This is a genomic window from Marinithermofilum abyssi, from assembly GCF_014641195.1.
In the GTDB taxonomy this organism is placed as follows: domain Bacteria; phylum Bacillota; class Bacilli; order Thermoactinomycetales; family DSM-45169; genus Marinithermofilum; species Marinithermofilum abyssi.
Genome location: NZ_BMHQ01000003.1, coordinates 144,021 through 163,965, shown reverse-complemented (window position 1 = coordinate 163,965; position 19,945 = coordinate 144,021). Strand labels below are relative to the sequence as shown.

General features: G+C 50.1%; 25 protein-coding genes, 1 tRNA gene and 1 pseudogene. 2 read left to right on the top strand and 25 right to left on the bottom strand.

Features of this window, described 5'->3' with window-relative positions; all coding sequences use genetic code 11:
* Position 1 precedes the first annotated feature (1 nt).
* The 8 genes from IEW70_RS05280 to IEW70_RS05245 form a co-directional block, all read right to left on the bottom strand.
* Positions 2-514 carry a hypothetical protein gene (locus tag IEW70_RS05280; protein ID WP_188646883.1) on the bottom strand — a complete coding sequence of 171 codons (513 nt, stop codon included), beginning with the start codon at positions 512-514 and terminating at the stop codon, positions 2-4.
* 61 nt (positions 515-575) lie between these two features.
* On the bottom strand, positions 576-797 hold the full coding sequence (mtrB, locus tag IEW70_RS05275) for a trp RNA-binding attenuation protein MtrB (protein WP_188646882.1): 222 nt from the start codon (positions 795-797) through the stop codon (positions 576-578).
* A 131-nt stretch (positions 798-928) separates the two neighbouring features.
* Positions 929-1,005, bottom strand: a tRNA-Pro gene (locus tag IEW70_RS05270).
* Between the two features lie 103 nt (positions 1,006-1,108).
* Positions 1,109-1,672 carry a GTP cyclohydrolase I FolE gene (gene folE / locus IEW70_RS05265; protein ID WP_188647067.1) on the bottom strand — a complete coding sequence of 188 codons (564 nt, stop codon included), beginning with the start codon at positions 1,670-1,672 and terminating at the stop codon, positions 1,109-1,111.
* Positions 1,673-1,865: 193 nt separating this feature from the next.
* Entirely contained in the window at positions 1,866-2,144 is a 279-nt protein-coding gene (gene hbs, locus IEW70_RS05260) for a non-specific DNA-binding protein Hbs (protein WP_188646881.1), read from the bottom strand.
* 187 nt (positions 2,145-2,331) lie between these two features.
* Positions 2,332-3,810 (bottom strand): stage IV sporulation protein A, encoded by a 1,479-nt coding sequence (spoIVA, locus tag IEW70_RS05255; RefSeq protein ID WP_188646880.1) that lies wholly within the window; start codon positions 3,808-3,810, stop codon positions 2,332-2,334.
* A gap of 351 nt (positions 3,811-4,161) precedes the next feature.
* Positions 4,162-4,878, bottom strand: coding sequence for a YphF family lipoprotein (locus IEW70_RS05250; RefSeq protein ID WP_188646879.1), 717 nt, complete (start codon positions 4,876-4,878; stop codon positions 4,162-4,164).
* Between the two features lie 16 nt (positions 4,879-4,894).
* A complete protein-coding gene (locus IEW70_RS05245) occupies positions 4,895-5,056 on the bottom strand; it encodes a hypothetical protein (protein WP_188646878.1) in 162 nt (53 codons plus the stop codon).
* A gap of 331 nt (positions 5,057-5,387) precedes the next feature.
* Between IEW70_RS05245 and IEW70_RS05240 the strand changes: the two genes are divergently transcribed.
* Positions 5,388-5,699: a hypothetical protein gene (locus tag IEW70_RS05240; protein ID WP_188646877.1), complete on the top strand. Its 312-nt coding sequence runs from the start codon at positions 5,388-5,390 to the stop codon at positions 5,697-5,699.
* 154 nt (positions 5,700-5,853) lie between these two features.
* On the opposite strand, the gene IEW70_RS05235 is transcribed toward IEW70_RS05240, so the two are convergent.
* The 15 genes and pseudogenes from IEW70_RS05235 to IEW70_RS05165 all read right to left on the bottom strand — a co-directional run bounded on the left by IEW70_RS05235 (position 5,854) and on the right by IEW70_RS05165 (position 16,420).
* Positions 5,854-6,885, bottom strand: coding sequence for an NAD(P)H-dependent glycerol-3-phosphate dehydrogenase (locus IEW70_RS05235; RefSeq protein ID WP_188646876.1), 1,032 nt, complete (start codon positions 6,883-6,885; stop codon positions 5,854-5,856).
* An 11-nt stretch (positions 6,886-6,896) separates the two neighbouring features.
* Positions 6,897-7,493, bottom strand: coding sequence for a glycerol-3-phosphate 1-O-acyltransferase PlsY (gene plsY / locus IEW70_RS05230; protein ID WP_188647066.1), 597 nt, complete (start codon positions 7,491-7,493; stop codon positions 6,897-6,899).
* Positions 7,494-7,527: 34 nt separating this feature from the next.
* Positions 7,528-8,844, bottom strand: coding sequence for a ribosome biogenesis GTPase Der (gene der / locus IEW70_RS05225; RefSeq protein ID WP_188646875.1), 1,317 nt, complete (start codon positions 8,842-8,844; stop codon positions 7,528-7,530).
* A gap of 96 nt (positions 8,845-8,940) precedes the next feature.
* Positions 8,941-9,396 (bottom strand): DUF3189 family protein, encoded by a 456-nt coding sequence (locus IEW70_RS05220; protein WP_188646874.1) that lies wholly within the window; start codon positions 9,394-9,396, stop codon positions 8,941-8,943.
* Positions 9,397-9,765, bottom strand: a complete 369-nt coding sequence (locus tag IEW70_RS05215; protein WP_188646873.1) for a hypothetical protein — start codon at positions 9,763-9,765, stop codon at positions 9,397-9,399.
* Positions 9,762-9,959 carry a capping complex subunit for YIEGIA gene (locus IEW70_RS05210; RefSeq protein ID WP_188646872.1) on the bottom strand — a complete coding sequence of 66 codons (198 nt, stop codon included), beginning with the start codon at positions 9,957-9,959 and terminating at the stop codon, positions 9,762-9,764. Before IEW70_RS05210 ends, IEW70_RS05215 begins: the two co-directional genes overlap by 4 nt.
* 14 nt (positions 9,960-9,973) lie before the next feature.
* On the bottom strand, positions 9,974-10,345 hold the full coding sequence (locus IEW70_RS05205) for a YIEGIA domain-containing protein (RefSeq protein WP_229751834.1): 372 nt from the start codon (positions 10,343-10,345) through the stop codon (positions 9,974-9,976).
* Between the two features lie 140 nt (positions 10,346-10,485).
* A complete protein-coding gene (locus IEW70_RS05200) occupies positions 10,486-11,094 on the bottom strand; it encodes a YphA family membrane protein (RefSeq protein ID WP_188646871.1) in 609 nt (202 codons plus the stop codon).
* 130 nt (positions 11,095-11,224) lie between these two features.
* Complete coding sequence (gene rpsA / locus IEW70_RS05195) at positions 11,225-12,376, bottom strand: 30S ribosomal protein S1 (protein ID WP_188646870.1); 1,152 nt, start codon at positions 12,374-12,376, stop codon at positions 11,225-11,227.
* Between the two features lie 73 nt (positions 12,377-12,449).
* The gene (locus IEW70_RS05190; protein WP_188646869.1) at positions 12,450-12,731 is read right to left on the bottom strand and encodes a hypothetical protein; all 282 of its coding nucleotides are present in this window, start codon (positions 12,729-12,731) and stop codon (positions 12,450-12,452) included.
* Positions 12,728-13,318 carry a lysophospholipid acyltransferase family protein gene (locus tag IEW70_RS05185; protein WP_188646868.1) on the bottom strand — a complete coding sequence of 197 codons (591 nt, stop codon included), beginning with the start codon at positions 13,316-13,318 and terminating at the stop codon, positions 12,728-12,730. Before IEW70_RS05185 ends, IEW70_RS05190 begins: the two co-directional genes overlap by 4 nt.
* Before the next feature lie 3 nt (positions 13,319-13,321).
* A complete protein-coding gene (gene cmk, locus IEW70_RS05180; RefSeq protein ID WP_188646867.1) occupies positions 13,322-14,002 on the bottom strand; it encodes a (d)CMP kinase in 681 nt (226 codons plus the stop codon).
* Positions 14,003-14,283: 281 nt separating this feature from the next.
* Positions 14,284-15,630 carry a germination protein YpeB gene (gene ypeB, locus IEW70_RS05175; protein WP_229751833.1) on the bottom strand — a complete coding sequence of 449 codons (1,347 nt, stop codon included), beginning with the start codon at positions 15,628-15,630 and terminating at the stop codon, positions 14,284-14,286.
* Positions 15,631-15,654: 24 nt separating this feature from the next.
* Positions 15,655-16,011, bottom strand: a pseudogene (locus IEW70_RS05170) (cell wall hydrolase); the annotation flags it as partial.
* A 235-nt stretch (positions 16,012-16,246) separates the two neighbouring features.
* Positions 16,247-16,420: a hypothetical protein gene (locus tag IEW70_RS05165; protein WP_188647085.1), complete on the bottom strand. Its 174-nt coding sequence runs from the start codon at positions 16,418-16,420 to the stop codon at positions 16,247-16,249.
* Between the two features lie 120 nt (positions 16,421-16,540).
* On the opposite strand from IEW70_RS05165, the gene IEW70_RS05160 reads away from it, so the two are divergent.
* Entirely contained in the window at positions 16,541-17,542 is a 1,002-nt protein-coding gene (locus tag IEW70_RS05160; RefSeq protein WP_188646864.1) for an asparaginase, read from the top strand.
* A 64-nt stretch (positions 17,543-17,606) separates the two neighbouring features.
* Here the strand turns inward: IEW70_RS05160 and IEW70_RS05155 are convergent, their stop codons facing one another.
* Complete coding sequence (locus tag IEW70_RS05155; RefSeq protein ID WP_188646863.1) at positions 17,607-18,572, bottom strand: YpdA family putative bacillithiol disulfide reductase; 966 nt, start codon at positions 18,570-18,572, stop codon at positions 17,607-17,609.
* Between the two features lie 81 nt (positions 18,573-18,653).
* Positions 18,654-19,937, bottom strand: coding sequence for a Glu/Leu/Phe/Val family dehydrogenase (locus IEW70_RS05150; RefSeq protein ID WP_188646862.1), 1,284 nt, complete (start codon positions 19,935-19,937; stop codon positions 18,654-18,656).
* Between the last annotated feature and the right edge of the window lie 8 nt (positions 19,938-19,945).

The window sequence follows — 19,945 nt, the reverse complement described above, 5'->3', positions numbered from 1 at the left end:
ATCATTCCTCCGTCCCAAGGCCCCCGGATTGAAATGGCTCCAGTCGGAACACAGCTCTCAGAACTTCCTCCGGTTTTTTGGAGTCGTCTCGGAGCATGGCCCACCTTCTTACATCAGAAGGACGGGCTTTCACCACAAAACCCTGCCTTGTACCCGACTGCAAAGCCTCCAGCTGAAGGAGGCGCACATTATCCGCAGTGGAAAACACGTGCCGGATCAGTGCCAATGCATCGTGATACAAACGTTCCTTTTCATAGGAGACGATCCGCAACCGCAAAGAACGGTTGGGGGCATCCCAGTCCACCTGACTAAGATCGGCTTGCCAATCACGAGCTGTCAGCATATTCACCACATTGTCGGCAGTCAAATGGCCTCTCGATTCCTGTTGAAACGCAGGCAAATCCGCATCCTGCCTCTCCGAGCCGATCCACCCCGGAACGAGAGACAACAACGATGCGATGACAGCCGAACAACACACCGAGAGGGCGAGACGGACGGAAAGGTGCTGCAACATCGATTCCCCCTCAAACCTGTCTACCCTCATTGTATCGGTGTCTCCGGCGAAACATGCCTCTTTAATCTTCCGTGTTCATCGTCCCGAAGGGGGTCATGATCTCCGCTTTACCGCGGATTTTGACGGCAGAAGTATGCTCGGTGAACTGAACCATCATCACTTCTCCCTTATCCAACTTCTCGGAATGGTGAAAACGGGTATCTTTCCCGCGGGTAAGGCCGATCACATTCACCCCGTTTTCTTTTGCTTTGACCACAAAGTAATCTCCCCAATTATCTGTCATGGCCCAACCTCCTCGAAAAGCATATCGCAGTTATCTTCCACTATGGCGCAAAAACAAAACCCTGTCAATTTTTTCTGAGTCCGTTCGAACAGGCATGAAAAAAGGCTCTCCTGATCGGAGAGCCTTTGCTTTGGTCGGGCTAGCCGGATTTGAACCGACGACCTCTTGCGCCCCATGCAAGCGCGCTACCAAGCTGCGCCATAGCCCGACATAGTGCCTGACAAGCTGTAGCAGCGAAGCGACATGAATAAGTATATCGCGGCTATATCTAAGTGTCAAGGGTTATGTCGGGATTTTTTTGGCGACTTTTATCAGCGGCCGATTCCAATCAGACTTAATGCTTCCGCGCGGGCTGCTGCATCCTTTTCAAAAACACCGCGCACGGCCGATGTGACTGTCATCGATCCCGGCTTTTTTACACCGCGCATGGTCATGCACATATGCTCCGCCTCTACAACCACGATCACTCCGTGAGGTTTGAGACATTCTTCTATGGCATCCGCTACAGAATAGGTGATCCGTTCCTGCAGTTGGGGACGCCGGGCCACCGCTTCCACTGCGCGGGCCAGTTTGCTCAGTCCGGCCACCCGTCCGTTCCGCGGGATGTACCCCACATGAGCCCGCCCGTAAAATGGAACCAGGTGGTGTTCGCACATCGAGTAGAAGGGGATATCCTTCACCAACACCAATTCCTCATGATCTTCACTGAAAATGGTCGAAAAATATTGTCTCGGATCATCACGGAGACCCGCAAACACCTCTTCGTACATACGGGCGACCCGTTTCGGGGTATCCAAGAGACCTTCCCGATCCGGATCTTCCCCCACCGCTTCCAATATCATGCGTACTGCTTGCTCAATTTTTGCGTGATCCACTCCCACAACTTTCGCCTCCAATGATTACAAACCGCTCAGTGCGGATCAGACTCCCTGTGATTATACCACAAACCCTGCTGGACAACGGATAAAGAAAAAGACCCTGGAGGGTCTTTTTCATAACGGTTCAAATGAATCGCAAAAATCAAGGGCTCCCATACATGGATGAGAACTATGTAATGCCACCTGATCGTTACTTCTTGTTAACGTCCTCTTTCAAGGCTTTCCCCGGTTTAAACGCCGGAACCTTGCTGGCAGCGATTTGAATTTCTTCGCCGGTTTGCGGGTTGCGACCCTTACGGGCAGCACGTTCGCGCACTTCGAAGTTACCGAACCCGATCAGTTGCACTTTGTCACCGGAGCGAAGCGCTTCCGTGATGGACTCGAATACGGCGTCCACCGCTTGAGTCGCATCCTTTTTGGTCATGTTGGTTTTTTCAGCCACCTGGGCAATCAATTCGGTTTTGTTCACACTGTTCATCTCCCTTCTATAACAACATCTACCTCAATGGTTCACTGCTTTTAAGCATCTTATACGTGAGATCATCAGGTAGGACAAACCTATAGTAATACAGAAAACAGGGATAATTCAAGTGTAAACGTGATTTCCAAGCAAAAAAAGCACTCATTTTGAGCGCTTTTTTCATCCGGGGCAGAGCTTACAAGATGATGGCGATTAAACCGCCGGAACCCTCATTGATTATTCGTTCCAGGGTTTCTTGTAGTTTGTAGCGGGCATTCTCCGGCATCATGGACAGTTTGGCTTGAATGCCTTCCCTTACGATGGAATGAAGTGAGCGACCGAAAATGTCGGATTCCCAGATGCTCAAGGGATCGCTCTCAAAGTCCCGCATCAGATAATTGACCAACTCCTCACTTTGCCGCTCCGACCCAATGATGGGGGCAAATTCGGAGTGAACATTGACCCGGATCATGTGGATGGAGGGAGCCGTCGCCTTTAATCGGACGCCGAAACGGGGGCCCTGTTTGATCAACTCCGGTTCGTCCAGCGCCATCTCTTCCAGCGTCGGTGCTGCTATCCCGTAACCCGTGGTACGCACCATCTGAATCGCATCCGCTACCTTGTCGTATTCCCGCTTGGCGGTACTAAACTCCTGCATCAGCTCCAAGAGGTGATCCTTACCCCGGATCTCCACTCCCACCACTTCCGTCAGAATCTGATCATACAGCTCATCCGGGGCATACAGGTCAATTTCCGCCACCCCTTGCCCCATATCCATGCCGGAAAGTCCCGCCCGTTCGATATATTCATACTCGGCAAAATGACCGACGACTTGATCCACATCCCGCAACCGCCGAATATCTTTTACCGTTTCCCGCACGGAAGTTTCGAAGTTTTTCCGGAGCCAGTGCTCTTCATCCAGCACCATCACCCAACTGGGCAGATTTACGTTTACTTCATGAACCGGGAATTCGAACAATACTTCTTTCAAAACCGCGTATACTTCTTCTTCTCCCATTGTCACCACGCTCATGGCCAGCACCGGCGTGTCGTACTTTTCTTCCAATTCGGATTTCAACTGCTGAACATCTTCACTGTAAGGACGGGTGGAATTGAGAACCACGATAAACGGTTTTCCCACTTCCTTCAATTCTTCAACCACCCGCGCCTCTACCTCTTCATATTCATGGCGGGGAATATCGGTAATGGAACCGTCGGTAGTCACCAACACCCCCAAGGTGGAATGTTCCTGAATCACCTTCCGAGTGCCCACTTCCGCCGCTTCCTGGAAGGGGATCGGCTCTTCATACCAAGGGGTGTTGATCATCCGCGGGCCCGCTTCATCTTCATATCCCCGCGCTCCCGATATGGCATAGCCAACACAGTCCACCAGGCGCACATTGATATCAATCCCCTCGGTGACATGCAGTTTGACCGCCTGATTGGGAACAAATTTGGGTTCGATGGTTGTAATGGTTCTTCCCGCACCGCTTTGGGGAAGCTCATCCGTAGCCCGAATGCGCTCTGCTTCCTCTGAAATGTTAGGAATCACCACCTGTTCCATAAACCGCTTAATGAACGTGGACTTCCCGGTGCGTACCGCACCGACCACACCTAGATAAATGTCTCCTCCTGTCCTTTCCGCAATATCTTTAAAGATATCGACTTTTTGCACGAAAACCCCTCCTTAAAATACCGACCATCCATGTGTCGTCGGTGCGAAGGCAAAACTGCCGCCTTCCACGCTCTCCGTGGCTTTGGACACTATAAATATATGAGGACTTTTCCCCTTTATGATTCCTCTTGTGAGAAAAAAGAGAGACGTGTTCGAGCGTCGGACAAAGTTTCACTGATAAAAGGAGTATGCAAATAAGGCCCGTCTTATATCAGTCCAACAAAAAAACCGCTGACAGCGGTTAACTTGATAAAAAAAAACTCTTAAACGAAAAAGCTCTTCTAACCCGTTTCTCCCTCTCCGGCATCACGATGCGGTTTAATGGCGAGTACGTCGTACAAAGGCCGCGATTTACTTCTTCACAAACACCGGTTCTTTCTTTTCATAACGCATCGGAGGAGAGTACAACGGTACATAGGGATGATCTTCCATTAATACGTTACGGAGATCTTCTTTTTTATCCGGCTGTTTGTTTTTTTCCTGAATGTTACGCATCGCATCCATCCGGTAATCCAAGTGCAGACGGCCTTTTTCGTCGATCAGGACCGGAAGCTCGAAATCTGCGTGATAAGGACTGGGGATCACAACCGGTTCCATATCCATGGCTTGAAATGAGAGAGTATACATCTCCTTCCCCTGTTTTTTTCCTCGGGGCCACCGGCCTTCCGACGCATGAAAAGCGTTCACATCGCCCTGCAGATCGCGCATCTTTTCCATTAACCGGAGATCCATCACCCGAACCATCACTTCTTTGGCATAAGGATCGGGAATCACATAGACAAATGCCCCTCCGCTTTCAAAAGCTGTTGAAGGAATCTCCTTTATGTAAGGTTTTATCTTTTCAAAATCGACAACATACAGAGGATAATCGGGATCATCCAAGGATTTGCGCTTCAACGGGGGAACCTTTTGATGTTCCTTTTGATAACTTCTCACCGCATCCTCCGCCAATCGGACATGTCCCGGCAATTCATTGGACGCTTCCTGCTGGAACCGCTCTGCCGACCCGCAGGCCGCCGTCAGTAAGAGAAATCCCGCTAGGGCAGATATAGTCAACCAACGACGCATCATCACACCCCCTTCCTCACATCAACGCCCGCAAGCCGAACAAAAATGCAGGAATCAGCAACAAACCGGCAATGGCAGAAAACAGGATCCGCACCCATCCCTTCCCCACTTGACGGGTCCAGGCAATCATGAAATTGCTGATCAATAGGAGGACGATCGCTATCATGGAATCCATCATCTATCCATCATTCCTCATCTTCAATATATCTTCAGTATAGCAAATCCGCATTCGCCCACCAATCAACCAGGCGGATGTCCTATAACGAAACTCCTGTCTCCGCATACGATAGGGAGACAATAGCCCGAAAGGAAGGAGATGAACTATGAACCGCTCTCCTGTTTCTCCAGGCATACGGAGATCCCGTCCCTCCCGACCACGGAAAAGGGCCGCTGCTTCACAGCAACCAAACCTGAATACCCCTAACCTGGCCAATATTATAAGCAGTTTCCTTACTTTTCGTTCCACTGTAAAAGACCTTAGCACGTCTCTGCAACGGCTGGAAAACATCATGGACAACACATATCAGATGTTTGAGCTGGCTCACAGCTTTTTGGATAAGAAAAACAACCCTCGTCGGAGAAGATCCCCCTTGCGTCTGATCAAACCCTCCAATGAAGAAGAGATCCCCCGCCTCAACCTGCCTCCGCTGGAAAGAGAGCCTGGAATGAGCAACAGCCAGTACTCCCGTTTCCTTGAAGGGATCGATTTTGCTCAAGTGCTGAAACTGTTGCAGACACCGCTTGTTCAACAGATACTCTCCCGGATCATTCAAGGTGCCAGTACCTCCGATACCGCCATCCGCAGACAAAAACAGGGGTAACGCGAGATGCGTTACCCCTTTTTCTTGATTCCATTCCCAGCACCAGCACTGATCCCTGTTCCCTTTACTAAAAGCCCGATGTTTGGTCATGGAATCAGAAGATATTACAAGGTATGAAGCTAGCCTGCAGTTGGCAACAAGGAAAACGCCCACATTACACCCACGGTTTTGTTCCTGTCATCATTTCTTCCATCTCATCCGTTTTTCCCCGCGTCATCAGATCTTCCACCGCCAGACGAGGGGGCTTTTGATCGAACAGAACGGCGTGCAGCTGTTCAGTGATGGGCATATCCACTTCATACTGCCGGCACAGCTGGAAAGCAGCCTTGGTGGTTTTTACTCCTTCCACCACCATCCCCATCTGGTCTAATACCTCTTCCAATTGGAAACCCTGGCTCAACAGATTGCCAGCCCGCCAGTTCCGGCTATGCTTACTGGTACAGGTAACTACCAGATCGCCAACACCTGCCAAACCGGCAAAAGTGAGTGCTTGTGCTCCCATCGCCATGCCTAACCGGGCAATCTCTGTCAATCCCCGGGTAATGAGAGCCGCTTTTGCATTGTCGCCAAAGCCCAATCCATCGGATAAACCTGCTCCCAGAGCAATGATGTTTTTCAAAGAGCCCCCGATTTCCACTCCGACCAAGTCCGGATTCGTATAAACCCGGAAGAAACTGTTAATCAGAGCAGACTGTACCGCTTCTGCTGTCTCTCTGCGGCGCGCGGCCGCCACGACAGTAGTGGGACATTTGCGGATCACTTCTTCAGCGTGGCTGGGACCGGACAAAACCGCCAAGCGATCCTCTATTTCCGGCAATTCTTCCGTTAACACTTCGGAAATCCGCTTCAGAGAGTCCAGCTCAAACCCTTTGGCAGCATGGGCGACGATTGCTTCGGAGGGAAGAAAACGCGCTGCTTCCCGAGCCACTTCCCTCATTGTGTGTGACGGGACCACAAATAGCACCAACTGCTTGCCTGTTAATGCTTCCTGGATGGAAGTCGTTGCTTGCAATCCTTTCGGCAATTGAAAGCCCGGCAAATATCTTTTATTGGTGCCGGATTCTTTAATCTCCCGCACCGCTTCCTCTCTCCGTGCCCAAAGGGTGGTCTCCCAGCCATTTTCGGTAAGCACAGAGGCCAGAGCTGTTCCCCAGCTCCCAGCTCCCAAAACTGCTGCAGACTTCATCAGGCACCTCCTCAACGGGCTTTTCTTTCAGGCTTTTGAGAACCCAACTTACTTTCCGTCCCGCTCAACAGTCTGCGGATATTCTGGCTGTGACGTATAAAAGCCATCAGGGTGATGAGAAATGAGATGTAGATGTACTGTTGGGGATAATCCAAAATGGCGATCATCACCGGCAACAAGGCCGCGAATATCAACGAACCCAACGAAACAAAGCGTGTAAATATAATGGCCAGAATCGCGAAAATACCGGAAATAAGAGCAGCCTGGAAAGTGAGCGTCACCGTCACCCCAATGGTGGTAGCAATCCCTTTTCCGCCCCGAAAGCCTAAAAAGATCGGCCAGTTATGGCCAACAATCGAAGCTACACCCGATAGCAGCATGACAACCGGATCATGGGTCAGTATGTTTCCGACCCAAACAGCAGCCGTCCCTTTTAGCAGATCCAGTAAAAATACGGTGATAGCCGGCCATTTCCCCACCACACGAAGCATATTGGTGGCACCGGCGTTGCCGCTTCCATGCTGCCGGATATCATACCCTTTCAAGAGTCGCGTCAACAAATAGCTAAAACTGATGGAACCGAGGAGATAGCCAATTACGACGGCCAACCAAACCACGGATTCCCTCCCCCCTTTCTCTAACTTAACCCTTTTTCTTTCTGAGCAAAATACGCAACGGTGTTCCCTTGAAACCGAAGGCTTCCCGCAACTGATTTTCCAGATATCGAAGGTAACTGAAATGAATCAAGTCCGGATCGTTGACAAACAGTACAAACACAGGCGGTTTGACAGATACCTGGGTTCCATACTGAATGGAACCTTTTCTTCCTTTGGAGGAAGGAGGCGGTGTCACCATCACGGCATCCCGCAGCACTTCGTTCAACACCGAAGTCGGCACCCGCATCGCATGCTGTTCTGCCACTTCCTTCACCAATGGCAGTACCCGTTGCACCCGCTGGCCTGTTTTAGCGGAAATAAACACGATTGGCGCATAATCCAGGAAGGAAAATTGATCCCGGATTTCCTGTACGAAACGATTCATCGTCTTATCATCTTTTTCCACTGCATCCCATTTATTTACAGCAATAATGACCCCACGGCCAGACTCATGTGCAATTCCGGCCACCCGTTTATCCTGCTCAGCAATGCCCCGTTCCGCATCCAGTACGACAATAGCCACATCAGCCCGTTCAATCGCTTTCAGCGCACGGAGAACACTGTATTTTTCCGTCGATTCATACACTTTCCCCCGCTTGCGCATGCCGGCTGTGTCTACCAGTACATATTTTTGTCCTTGATAATCAAACGGGGTATCCACCGCGTCCCGGGTGGTTCCGGCTACGGGACTGACAATCACCCGCTCTTCGCCGAGAATTTTGTTCACCAAGGAGGACTTGCCGACGTTGGGTCGCCCGATCAATGCTACACGAATGGTATCTTCATCATATTCCTCTCCGACATCCTCCGGAAAATGGCGAACCACCGCATCCAACATATCACCTGTACCGGTTCCATGTAAGGAAGAGACGCCGATGGGTTCGTCGAATCCCAGCCGATAAAACTCATACAGGTCCTCATGATGCTTGATATGATCCATTTTGTTGACTACCAACACAACGGGCTTATTGGACCGGTGCAACATCCGGGCCACTTCTTCATCAGTCGCTGTGACCCCTTCCCGCCCATCTACTACAAACAATATCACATCCGCCTCTTCAATAGCTAATTCCGCTTGATGACGAATGTGTTCTACCACTTCATCCTGCTTTCCGAATTCCAAGCCGCCGGTATCAATCAAATGAAAAGGCTGCCCGTTCCATTCGGATTTGGAGTAGATACGATCACGGGTAATCCCCGGTTTATCTTCAACAATGGAAATCCGCTCTCCGGCCAACCGATTGAAGAGAGTGGATTTGCCCACATTGGGCCGCCCCACGATGGCTACCACTGGCAAACTCATCTTTTTTCGTCCTCTCCTTACTCACCGACTGTACATCGACGCAGTATATTCTATCACAACTCAGGGCGTAAGAGATACCCGTACCCCGACTCACATTCAGGACAGCTCTCGTTTGACGCCTTCCACCAACGCCAATAGACGGGGATAACTCTGCTGAATTCCCCAAGCAGCCAATGGACGGCCCACAGCCGTCCACCCGTACCGCCGAGAAAGTGCGCCTCCCACCTTCGTTAAGAGCGTGATGCAATTTAAGGCATGAACCAAACGCACATGTCCGGAAGAAATCGGCAAGTAATACACGATGGATTCAATCGCCCGCCTCCCTGTTTTCCAGTCCCTTCCCAAGCCTATAGTATACACTGTATTGCCAAATTCGTCCTGGCCTTTATAAAACAAGGTTCCCAATGTATCATTAGTGGCTTGATCAAAATCAGCTAATGACAAAATTTCCTGCCGCGAAGGAATCCGATGGGCCGGTAGCTTTCCCAAGTGAATGGCTGCCGCAATCACAGAGGAATGGGCACTGCCGTAACATTGATAAATAATGTTCATTCAACCCCATCCCTCCCTGCTGTTATGGACAAACCGACGGCTCCATTGTCTCCAGCAACGCACCCTGGGGAATCCTTTCTTTAAGGAAATCAGCTCCCATCGATCCGACGGTCCGCCCCACTCCTTGATTACATGGAACAAGCACCGCTTCATAATGTCCGGGTCTTTGGGTGCTCCGCAACAAAATAACTTTTCTCCCCGGGCGTTTTCGCCCACCAGCCAAACACGTCCCGGTGACTTCCAAAATAACGAGGACCGGCTCCATTCCGGTATATTCTTCAGCAAAACGACAGGACCGTAAACCTCTTTCAGCGCCTGTAACAGGGAAGCTGCACCATAATCTGGACTAATATAGATTCGCGCTTTCATTGGTGACGCACGATGATCATCGTTTCCTCATCCAATTGATGGGTCATCCCATCCAAAATTTTTTCCAGAGAAAAAGCAGTATGCTGCAATTCCTCATTGTCACTCGCTTGAAAGATCGGCACACCCCCCGCGACCTTCTCCTTGTTGGTGGAGATCACAGCTAGAATCGCTTGACCAATCGTAATACCCAGCATTACGATCCTCCCTTTCATTTGTTTTTCATCTGACTCTCCCGCCCCGGCAGCTTCAGGGGTTTGCGTACTGCACTTTCCAGGATGGGGACGCGTTCCACAATGGCGATCGCCTGATTTAAATCACGCTCTTGCGGCAGTAATAACACTCCCAGCCGACCATTCCTTAAATCCCGTTTGGAAAATCGGCACCAGCCCCGGCTCCCCCGTATCGCGAAAAACCCCGAGAATAGCTGAAGTATCATGCAAAATCGCTTGTCGCTGTCCACATTGGACAGTGTCACCCTTCCATTTTGGTTTTTCGGGCGGATCACAATGCCTTGCTCCAATATGAGCTCCCGAGTTTCTCTCAACCCCACATTCATCAGATAAATGTCATCTACATACAAGCCAATCAATCCGAGGGAAAGATGAATCACCTGTCAGGGAAAGATGAATCACCTGTCCATGAGGATAGCGGAACACCCTGGATAAGACCCAATAAAAACAGCCCAGGTATACATTTTTACCATACCAATTCACCTGATTTTCATTTAGTCATCCATTGGAGATTGCGCCATTTTGCCTGCAGGGCTGCCCATCCATACTCCTTTGCCATCACTACTGACCAAGCCATCCACATCATGTCGAAGAAAGATGAATCACCGATGATGTGAGGGATTTCGTGCTGATGAATCAGCAGGTGCATCCCTTCAGCAAAACTCACACCGCCGATCAGCACCAGCGTTTGCTGACCGAAACGGGGTGTGGACAGCAGAACCAGCCAAGCCAATAACAAAGGAAGCACCTGTTGAGAGGTGTAGGTGAGCAAAATGGGCTCACTCCTGTACATTTCTTGTAGAAGCAAAACTGTGGAGCCCATGAGCAAGATCATGGAAAAAATGTGAGCCCAATGCTGCCTCTCAGTTTTCTTTAAGATGTGCAAGCAGAAAAGCAAACATAACAACAATCCTGCATTCACATTTACACCGGAACGCAGAGGAAGGTCCACCCAGGTTAACGAAAGCAAAAGAAAGAGAGCTTGTCGCAAACGAACGGAAGGAGTGTCCAAATCTTTCCCCATCTTTTCCATCCATCCTGTTTGGAGCAAGATCAACAGACTTACATTTGCCAACAGAGAAAACAGTCCCGGATTCATACCTCGTCTCCTTTCACCGGACATCTGACATGTATTCCTACTTAGTATGGATTGTTTTGTCTGTATTGTTGGCAAACAAAAAAAGCCAACCGCTTTCGCGGTCGGCTTTCCTTATCATTCGAGCAACTCATTATTTCAACCGGCGCAGCTGATCACCGAATACGTCGCCCAGGGTCACGTTCATTCCGGCATTATTGTTTTGATCCAGATTTTTTAGCTCTTCACGGTGCTCATCTTGTTCTGCTTCTTTGATGCTCAAGCTGATCCGCTTTTGTTCCGGTTGCATGTCCAGCACTTTCACTTTGACTTCTTGTCCCTCTTCCAGCACTTCACCCGGGGTAGCGATATGCTTCCGGGAAATCTGGGAAATGTGCACCAAGCCTTCCACACCCGGGTACACTTCCACAAAAGCGCCGAAAGATACCAGACGTTTTACCGTACCGATTACGATATCTCCGTTAGAGATCTCTTCTGCCACCTTGTCCCAGGGACCCGGCTGGGTTTCCTTGATGCTGAGGCTGATCCGTTCGTTATCTTTATCTACCTTGAGCACTTTCACCTTTACTTGGTCTCCTTCGGACAGCACTTCAGAAGGGTGCTCCACCCGGTTCCAAGCAAGCTCGGACACGTGCACCAGACCGTCTACACCGCCGATGTCCACAAAGGCACCGAAGTCGGTAATGCGCTGCACGGTACCGTCCAGCACTTGTCCGGCTTCCAAATTTTCAAGGGTTTCTTGTTTTTTGCGTTCAGCTTCTTCATCCAGCACCGCCTTGCGGGACAGGATCAGTTTGTTTTTCTCCTGATCAATTTCCACGACTTTCAAGGTCAAAGTACGTCCTTTGTAGTCGGAAAAATCTTCCACGAAATGACGTTCCACGAGAGAAGCCGGAATAAAACCGCGAACGCCAAGGTCAACAACCAGGCCGCCTTTTACAACGTCAGCCACTTGCGCTTCCAGGGTTTCGCCGCTTTCAAATTTTTGTTGAAGGTCTTCCCATGCGCGCTCGGCATCCACAGCCTTTTTGGAAAGAACCAATTTGTCTTCTTCATCGTTGATCCGAAGTACTTTCAATTCCACTTCATCACCTTCTTGAAGTACATCGGAAGCTTTGTCCACATGGAGGCTGGAGAGCTCGGAAATTGGGATTACCCCTTCAAACTTATAGTTGACATCCACCAGAACCTGATTGTCATCCACTTTCACTACTTTCCCTTTCACGATGTCCCCACGGTTCAGGGGAGTCACTTCTGCCATTTCGGATTTCATTTCTTCCACCATCAGACAACCTCCTCATTTGACCTACAAGCTAACAGATTTATCTCTCCCCTTGCGGGGAACAGAACAAATGAAATTAAGAAATCCAACCCCTTAATTTCATTAATCCCAAAACCAACACAACACAGAGGGTGAGAACCGCTCCGGCCACCATCGCGAGACCCCATTTCCCCAGTTGGACCCCGAGAGCAAGGAGGATAAAGCTCAACAATAGAAGGCCTGCAAATCCTGCTTGCTTGCGGGGGCGTCGTAGTGCTTCTTTGCGGGAATAACCACACCCCCGTTCCACAGTAATCCGTCCGCGGTAACAAAAGAGAAGCAGGTAGGCTGTAAAGAGAATAGACAGCCATTTGATCATTTCCGCTCAGCCGCAATCATCGAAGCGATATCCCCCATAACCCGATCCGTCACCTGCTGGATCGTGTCGGAAGTTATTTTTTCTTTCAAGTAAGGTTCCATCGAGATCGGCGGACCAAACACGATTTGGATCTTACGGAACAAACGGTAAGGCCCGATAATGGCAACCGGAACAATCGGAGCCTTGCTTTTCAACGCCATGTAAGTGGCTCCGGTGTGAGCCTTCCCCAGTTCACCCGTCTTGGAACGGGTGCCCTCCGGGAATACCCCCAACACCTTTTGTTCAGCAAGAAGATCCAAAGCCGTTCGAAGTGCCCGCTTGTCTCCCGAACCCCGTTTGACGGGAAAAGCACCAAAGTTTCGAATAAGAAAAGATAGAAGCGGAATATGGAACAGCTCCTCTTTCGCCATAAAGTGAACCTTACGGCGAAGGGACGAGCCTACCAGCGGCGGATCCCAATTACTAATGTGATTGGCGCAAAGCAACACAGGCCCTTGTTTGGGAACATGCTGTGCCCCTTTGATCTCCCATCGGAAGAAAAAGGTGAATATGATGCGAAAAAAGAGCCGGAAAGTACGATATAACATAGTTTACTCCGCCTCGCCCACTTTGGTTCGACAAAGGTTTAAGATGGTTTGAATAACTTCTTCAAGGGACCGGTTGGTGGTGTCAACATGGACTGCATCTGATGCTGCCCGCAAGGGAGAATGTTCACGATTGGAATCCATTTCATCCCGACGGCGAATCTCTTCCCGCAACTGGTCGAGATCGACGGAATACCCTTTCCGTTTCATTTCCTTGAAGCGCCGTTGTGCCCGTTCCTCGATGGAAGCTGTCAAAAAGACCTTCACTTCTGCATCCGGCAATACGTGGGTTCCGATATCCCGGCCATCCATCACAACGCCTCCAGCGACCGCCATTTGACGCTGCTTTTCAACCAACGCTTGCCGGACTCCTGGCATACCGGCGACAGCTGAGACATTGGAAGTGACTTCCGGAGTCCGAATGTCCTCAGTTACCTTTTTACCATCCACCCACACATCCATCCCGTTTTGACCAGGTGTCAGCCGTATGTCCGCCTCCCGGGCTATGCGGGTGATTTCTTCTTCATTGTGCAAATCGGCTTGTTTCTGGAGCGCTTTCCATGTAACAGCGCGGTACATGGCGCCGGTGTCTACATAAGTCAACCCCAGATTTTCTGCCACTTGCCGGGCTACCGTACTTTTGCCGGCACCCGCTGGTCCATCGATTGCTACAGATAGTCGCTTCATCTTGTCCGCCTCCCAAAATAAAGCCGGGATAAACTACAACGAGCAGGCTCGGCCTGCTCGATGTGGATGAACGGTATTTGATTCATCTCGGTATCAAGGTAGATTCCCTACAGGAAACCCTGGCCAGCAACAGTCCGTAAAAAGTTATATGTGCATTATGTATTCCTTTGTAGAACCTGTTTTTAGGATATCACATTCAACGCAGCCTTGCAATGACTCAAATCATTTTTCTGACAAATCAACAAGCGTGAAAAGAGGCCGGTAAACACCGGCCCTTTTCATTATAATTTTTCCACATCGCCCTTTTTGACTTTCTCTACTAACTCCTCATCTCCGCTTTTGGCGTTTATTAAGACCCGGTACTGTGATTTCCCGAGGTGGCCGAGAAATTCGTAGCACAGCACTTCCCCGCCCTCATCCCCGAAAATGACGGCCAGATTGGTATCCTGTACTTTTAACCGGGGATTGACGTGTTTGCGGGCTTCCGCTTCGGTCAACGCCGGTCTCATGTTTCGTTTTTCCTTGTGGTTGAACACGTATTCTTTGGCTTGATACGCCGTAATCTCACCATTGTCCAATGCCACTTTCACAGAGACCGTTTCCGGGTAAATCAATACATTCCCGGACTTGCGAACAAAAGTGAATGCGGCCATGTTTCCCACTTCATCGTAAGAAGTCGCATCCATTTGAGGATATCCTAATCGATCCAAGAATTGAATCGCTTTCCCTTGGGCCTGTTCCAGCGTCAACCGCTGCTGTTTCACCGGACGGTCATACATCATCCAAATAACGTAGCCGCCTTTTTTGGTGACATCGGCATATACTTGATAACCGTTTTTATTTGTGAAACGGACGCTGTACGTTTGATAATCCCCTTTTTGGTTCGTGGTCACTTTCATATCCTTGGTGCTGGGCCGGTTTAATATATCGGCCACCTTCTCCTTCGCAAAAGCCGGGGATACTTCTGAACCGGCGAGTTGCGTATACTTTTGGCGTTGACGGGTTTGGAGGTTGTTAATAGTCGGACCCCAATCGACCTCGGAGTATCCTTCCGCCACTTTGTCTGCCTTTTTAAATCCGTCAATGATGGTGTTGTTCATCACTTTGTCTTCCGAGGCAAGGGCCAGTTCCACGTCCATCCAGCGCAGATTTCTGGTCAACACATCGGTCTGCACTTTTTGCAAATCCCTTTGAACGGTATTGGAACGGCTGTAAAGATCCCGCAGCGTATTCCATTCCCGCTTGGTTAAGGGCTCTTTATTCAGGTCCCTGACACCGACGTGGTAAGTGAAATCACCGATTTTACCCAAAAATTCCTCGGTCTTGTCAAAAGGCATCAAACTAAGGGGCAACTGACCGAGATCATTTTTGGCTGCATATGTCAGGCGCCATACATTGGTCATACTGGTGGACATTTGCCGGCGGGAATTAAGTGCCAGCGATTTCCCCAGCTCGTCCTGCAATTTGTCCATGTGAAAGTTTAAATCATGAAATGCCCGTTGATATTGATTTTCCGCCTTAATCAACAAATTGTTTTTGTCCTGGCTCTCTTGATATCCCCAGACCCCGGTTACTACTAAACCAACCAAGGCTACCGGGAAGAGAACAGCGGCGACTCGTCTATACACGACGGAATCACTCCTTTCCCTCATTTACCTGCAGAAAATGTGTTTACCGATTCTTTTCACCTGCGGCCGGCCCCAAATCCAGGAGGAGGTGGCCGTCGCCGGATTGAAATAGTATAGAGCGCCGATTACCGGATCCCATCCGTTAACCGCGTCCATCACTGCTTTTTTTGCCTTCTGATTGGGTGACATGTAAATCTGGCCATCCGATACTGCTGTAAATGCCCCCGGTTGAAAAATCACCCCGGATACGGTGTTGGGAAACTTCTCGCTCTCTAACCGGTTTAAGATGACTGCCGCAATGGCTACCTGACCGATGTAGGGCTCCCCGCGCGCCTCTCCGTAAACGGCATTCGCCATCAATTGCAAATCGTTGGCGGAAAAAGAATGATTGCTTTTCACCGCCTTTGTGGCGAAGGATTCATGGGAACCGCCGAGTGTGGGCAACAAGAACATGAAAAGAGAACCGATGAGGATTCGGCGCATCCATTGTCGGTGTCGGACCATTATCTCGCCTCCCTCGCGCTGATTTTCCTCATGGGTAGTTTGAACACCGGTTCCAGTATTTATGCAATCGATCCGCTTTCACAATAAAAAAAGCCGGACTTGATCCGGCTCATCACGGCAGCTTCTCCGAAGAGATGTCAAAATCCATGGTATTGTCGCACACACATTGTTTAAATCCTGTTTCCACTTTTCCTTTTTTCATGCGTCCTTTTAATATGTATCGTTCGCCGCATTGGTTGCAGCGAATACGTACCAGATAACTTCCCTTGTCCACCATATCACCCACTTTGGCTACTCTCCCAGTATATCCCGCCATCCTTCTTTTCAAACAGTTCCAATTGGTGCTTGCCGTGCGTTTGTCGTATGATAAGAAGGATGGATTTTTTAGTGAAAGGGAGGTACAGCCATGACTTCAGCTCCATCTTCCAAAGCAAACATCATAGTTGTCACCACCGGCGGAACCATCGCCATGGCTGAAGATCAACAGACCAAAAGTGTACGCCCTCTCTCGTCAGAAGCACTGCAAGCAGTCCTGCCGTACGTGTCGGACCACGCCAAAGTGCAGATGGATCATTACCTGAATATACCAAGCCCCCATATCACTCCGGACATCATGTTTCAAATCAGCCAGCGTGCAAAGGAATGGCTGGAACGTCCGGAGACCGACGGACTGGTCATCACCCACGGCACCGATACATTGGAGGAAACCGCCTATTATCTGGACTTGGTGCTGCACTTCGACAAGCCCATTGTTGTCACGGGTGCAATGCGCAGCCAAGGTGAATTGGGGGCAGACGGACCGGTAAACCTGGTGAATGCCATCCGAACGGCGGCTCATCCGCGCGCCAAGGGAAAAGGTGTGTTGGTCGTATTCAATGATGAAATCCATGCCGCACGTTGGGTGACCAAAACGCATACCAGCAACGTCGCTACCTTCCGCTCCCCTTCCCACGGTCCGGTAGGGTATGTGACGAAAAAAGATATCCTTTTTCACCAAAGCATTTCCAAGAAAGTCCAACTGCCTCATAAGCAACCCCGTGCCCGGGTTGATCTGATTAAAGCGGCTGCCGGGACCGATGATTGCTTCCTTCGCTGTGCGTTGGATTCGGGAGCTGAAGGAATTGTTCTGGAAGGGCTTGGCCAAGGCAATATTCCCCCTGCCATGTTACCGGGAGTCAAAGAAGCCCTCCGCCGCAATATCCCGATCGTACTTGTTTCCCGCTGCTACAACGGCATCGTACAAGATGTATACGGCTATGAAGGCGGGGGCAAAGAATTAAAAGAGCTCGGCGTTGTATTTTCCAACGGCCTCAACGGACAAAAAGCCCGGATTCAACTGATTGCCGCCCTCAATGTGTCCAAGGATCCCGAGGCGTTGCAGGAGTTTTTTGAGGATGGAATCATATAAAATACCTGGTTGGAATTCACACACGAAGAAAGTCTCCTGCTTCAGCGGGGACTTTCTCGTTTCCTTATTGTTTCGCAGCATGCTCCGCAATCCGATGTCCGTGAAAGCGGCCGTTTTCGATAAAGATCGAGTTGGCATCCAATCCGGCAGCGATTACTCCGGCAATATACAATCCGGGAACATTGGTTTCACAGGTATCCGGATCATGCACCGGCGCCCCGGTTTCCGAATCGATTTTCACTCCCAGCTTCTTCAGCATTTCCGTGTTGGGGCGATATCCCGTCATCGCAAACACTACATCATTGGGCAATGTGAAGGTTTTTCCTTCCTGTTCCAATACCACATGCTCCTCCGCGATTTCTTTCACTTCCGTATTCCAGTACATCTGGATCCAGCCTTTGTTGATCGCACTTTCAATCACCGGTTTCAGCCATGCCTTCACACTGTCCGTAAACGCGCCGCGGCGATAGACCATCGTAACATTGGCTCCTGCTCTCTGCAAATCCATCGCGTTAATCACGGCAGAATTCTTCCCTCCGATCACCAGGACGTTCATCCCGCTGTATGGATGAGCTTCCTTGTAATAGTGGTGCACTTTGGGAAGGTCTTCCCCAGGAATATTCAACCGATTGGGCGTATCATAGTAACCCGTGGCCACCACCAGTTTCTTTGTCTGATACTGCCGGGATTCCCCTTTGTGCTCGGAATACACCGTAAACACGTCACTATCCCGGTCAACCCGAGTCACTTTTTCATAGGTATGCACATTTAAATCATAGGCTTGCACTGCAGCGCGGTAATATTTTAATGCTTCCAACCGCGTCGGTTTTTCCCCTAAACTGATAAAAGGCAGCCCACCGATTTCCAGCAGCTCCGGTGTACTGAAAAACTGCATGAATGTGGGAAAATGATAAATGGAGTTAACAATGCATCCTTTTTCAATAACCAGCGGTTCCATCCCGCGCTTTTTGGCTTCAATAGCGGTAGACAGACCGCATGGACCGGCTCCGATGATGATCATTTCTTCCATACTGCATTACCTCCTTGGATCCAACAGAAAAACACCCGGATCAAATCAGGGTGTTTTATCTTTTTGAATGCGTTTTCTTTTTTATACCCACCCGCGGAAACGGGAAGCTTCCGCCATTTTGCGAACACCCACCATATAGGCGGCCAGACGCATGTCAATGTTGCGGGACTGGGACGTCTGATATACATTTTCAAAAGCTTTGACCATGATTTCTTCCAGCTTTTGTTCCACTTCTTCTTCCGACCAGTAGTAACCCTGATTGTTTTGCACCCACTCGAAGTAGGATACCGTCACCCCGCCGGCACTGGCCAAAACATCCGGCACCAGCAGAATCCCGCGCTCGTTCAAAATGCGGGTGGCATCCAATGTGGTCGGTCCGTTGGCGGCCTCTACCACAATGCTGGCTTTGATACGGTGGGCATTGGCGGCAGTAATCTGGTTTTCCACAGCTGCCGGTACCAAAATATCGCAATCCAGCTCCAACAGATCCTGGTTGGAAATCGTCTCTTTAAAGAGGTTGGTCACCGTGCCGAAGGAGTCACGGCGATCCAAGAGATAATCGATATCCAAACCGTTTTCATCATGCAGCGCACCATAAGCATCGGAGATGCCGATCACTTTGGCCCCGGCATCGCTCATGAATTTTGCCAAAAAGCTGCCGGCATTGCCAAATCCCTGAATGACAACCCGGGCACCTTCCAGGGAAATGTTTCGCTTTTTGGCAGCCTCCCGGATCATGATGGTAACCCCTTTGGCTGTAGCCGTTTCCCGTCCGTGGGAACCACCCAGTACCAGCGGCTTCCCTGTAATAAATCCGGGGGAGTCAAACTCCCGGATCCTGCTGTATTCATCCATCATCCAAGCCATAATCTGAGAGTTGGTAAACACATCCGGTGCCGGGATATCCTTGGTCGGACCAACAATCTGGCTGATCGCCCGCACATATCCGCGAGACAGCCGTTCCAATTCCCGGAAAGACATTTGCCGGGGATCACAGATGATACCGCCTTTACCGCCGCCATAGGGCAGGTCGACAATACCCGATTTCAGACTCATCCAGATTGAAAGCGCCTTCACTTCACTCTCAGTAACATCCGGATGAAAGCGAACCCCTCCCTTGGTGGGGCCGACAGCATCATTGTGTTGGGCACGAAACCCGGTAAAAACTTGAACGGAACCATCGTCCATCCGCACAGGAATCCGCACATGCATGACGCGGAGCGGCTCCTTCAAAAGTTCAAATACATGCTCGGGATACCCCAGTTTATCCAGCGCTTGCTTGATTACCGTTTGCGTGGATGCGAGTACATCGAGATTTTCTTGTGCTTCTAAGTTATCACGGCTTGCTTCGGACAGTTGTCCCATCCCTGACC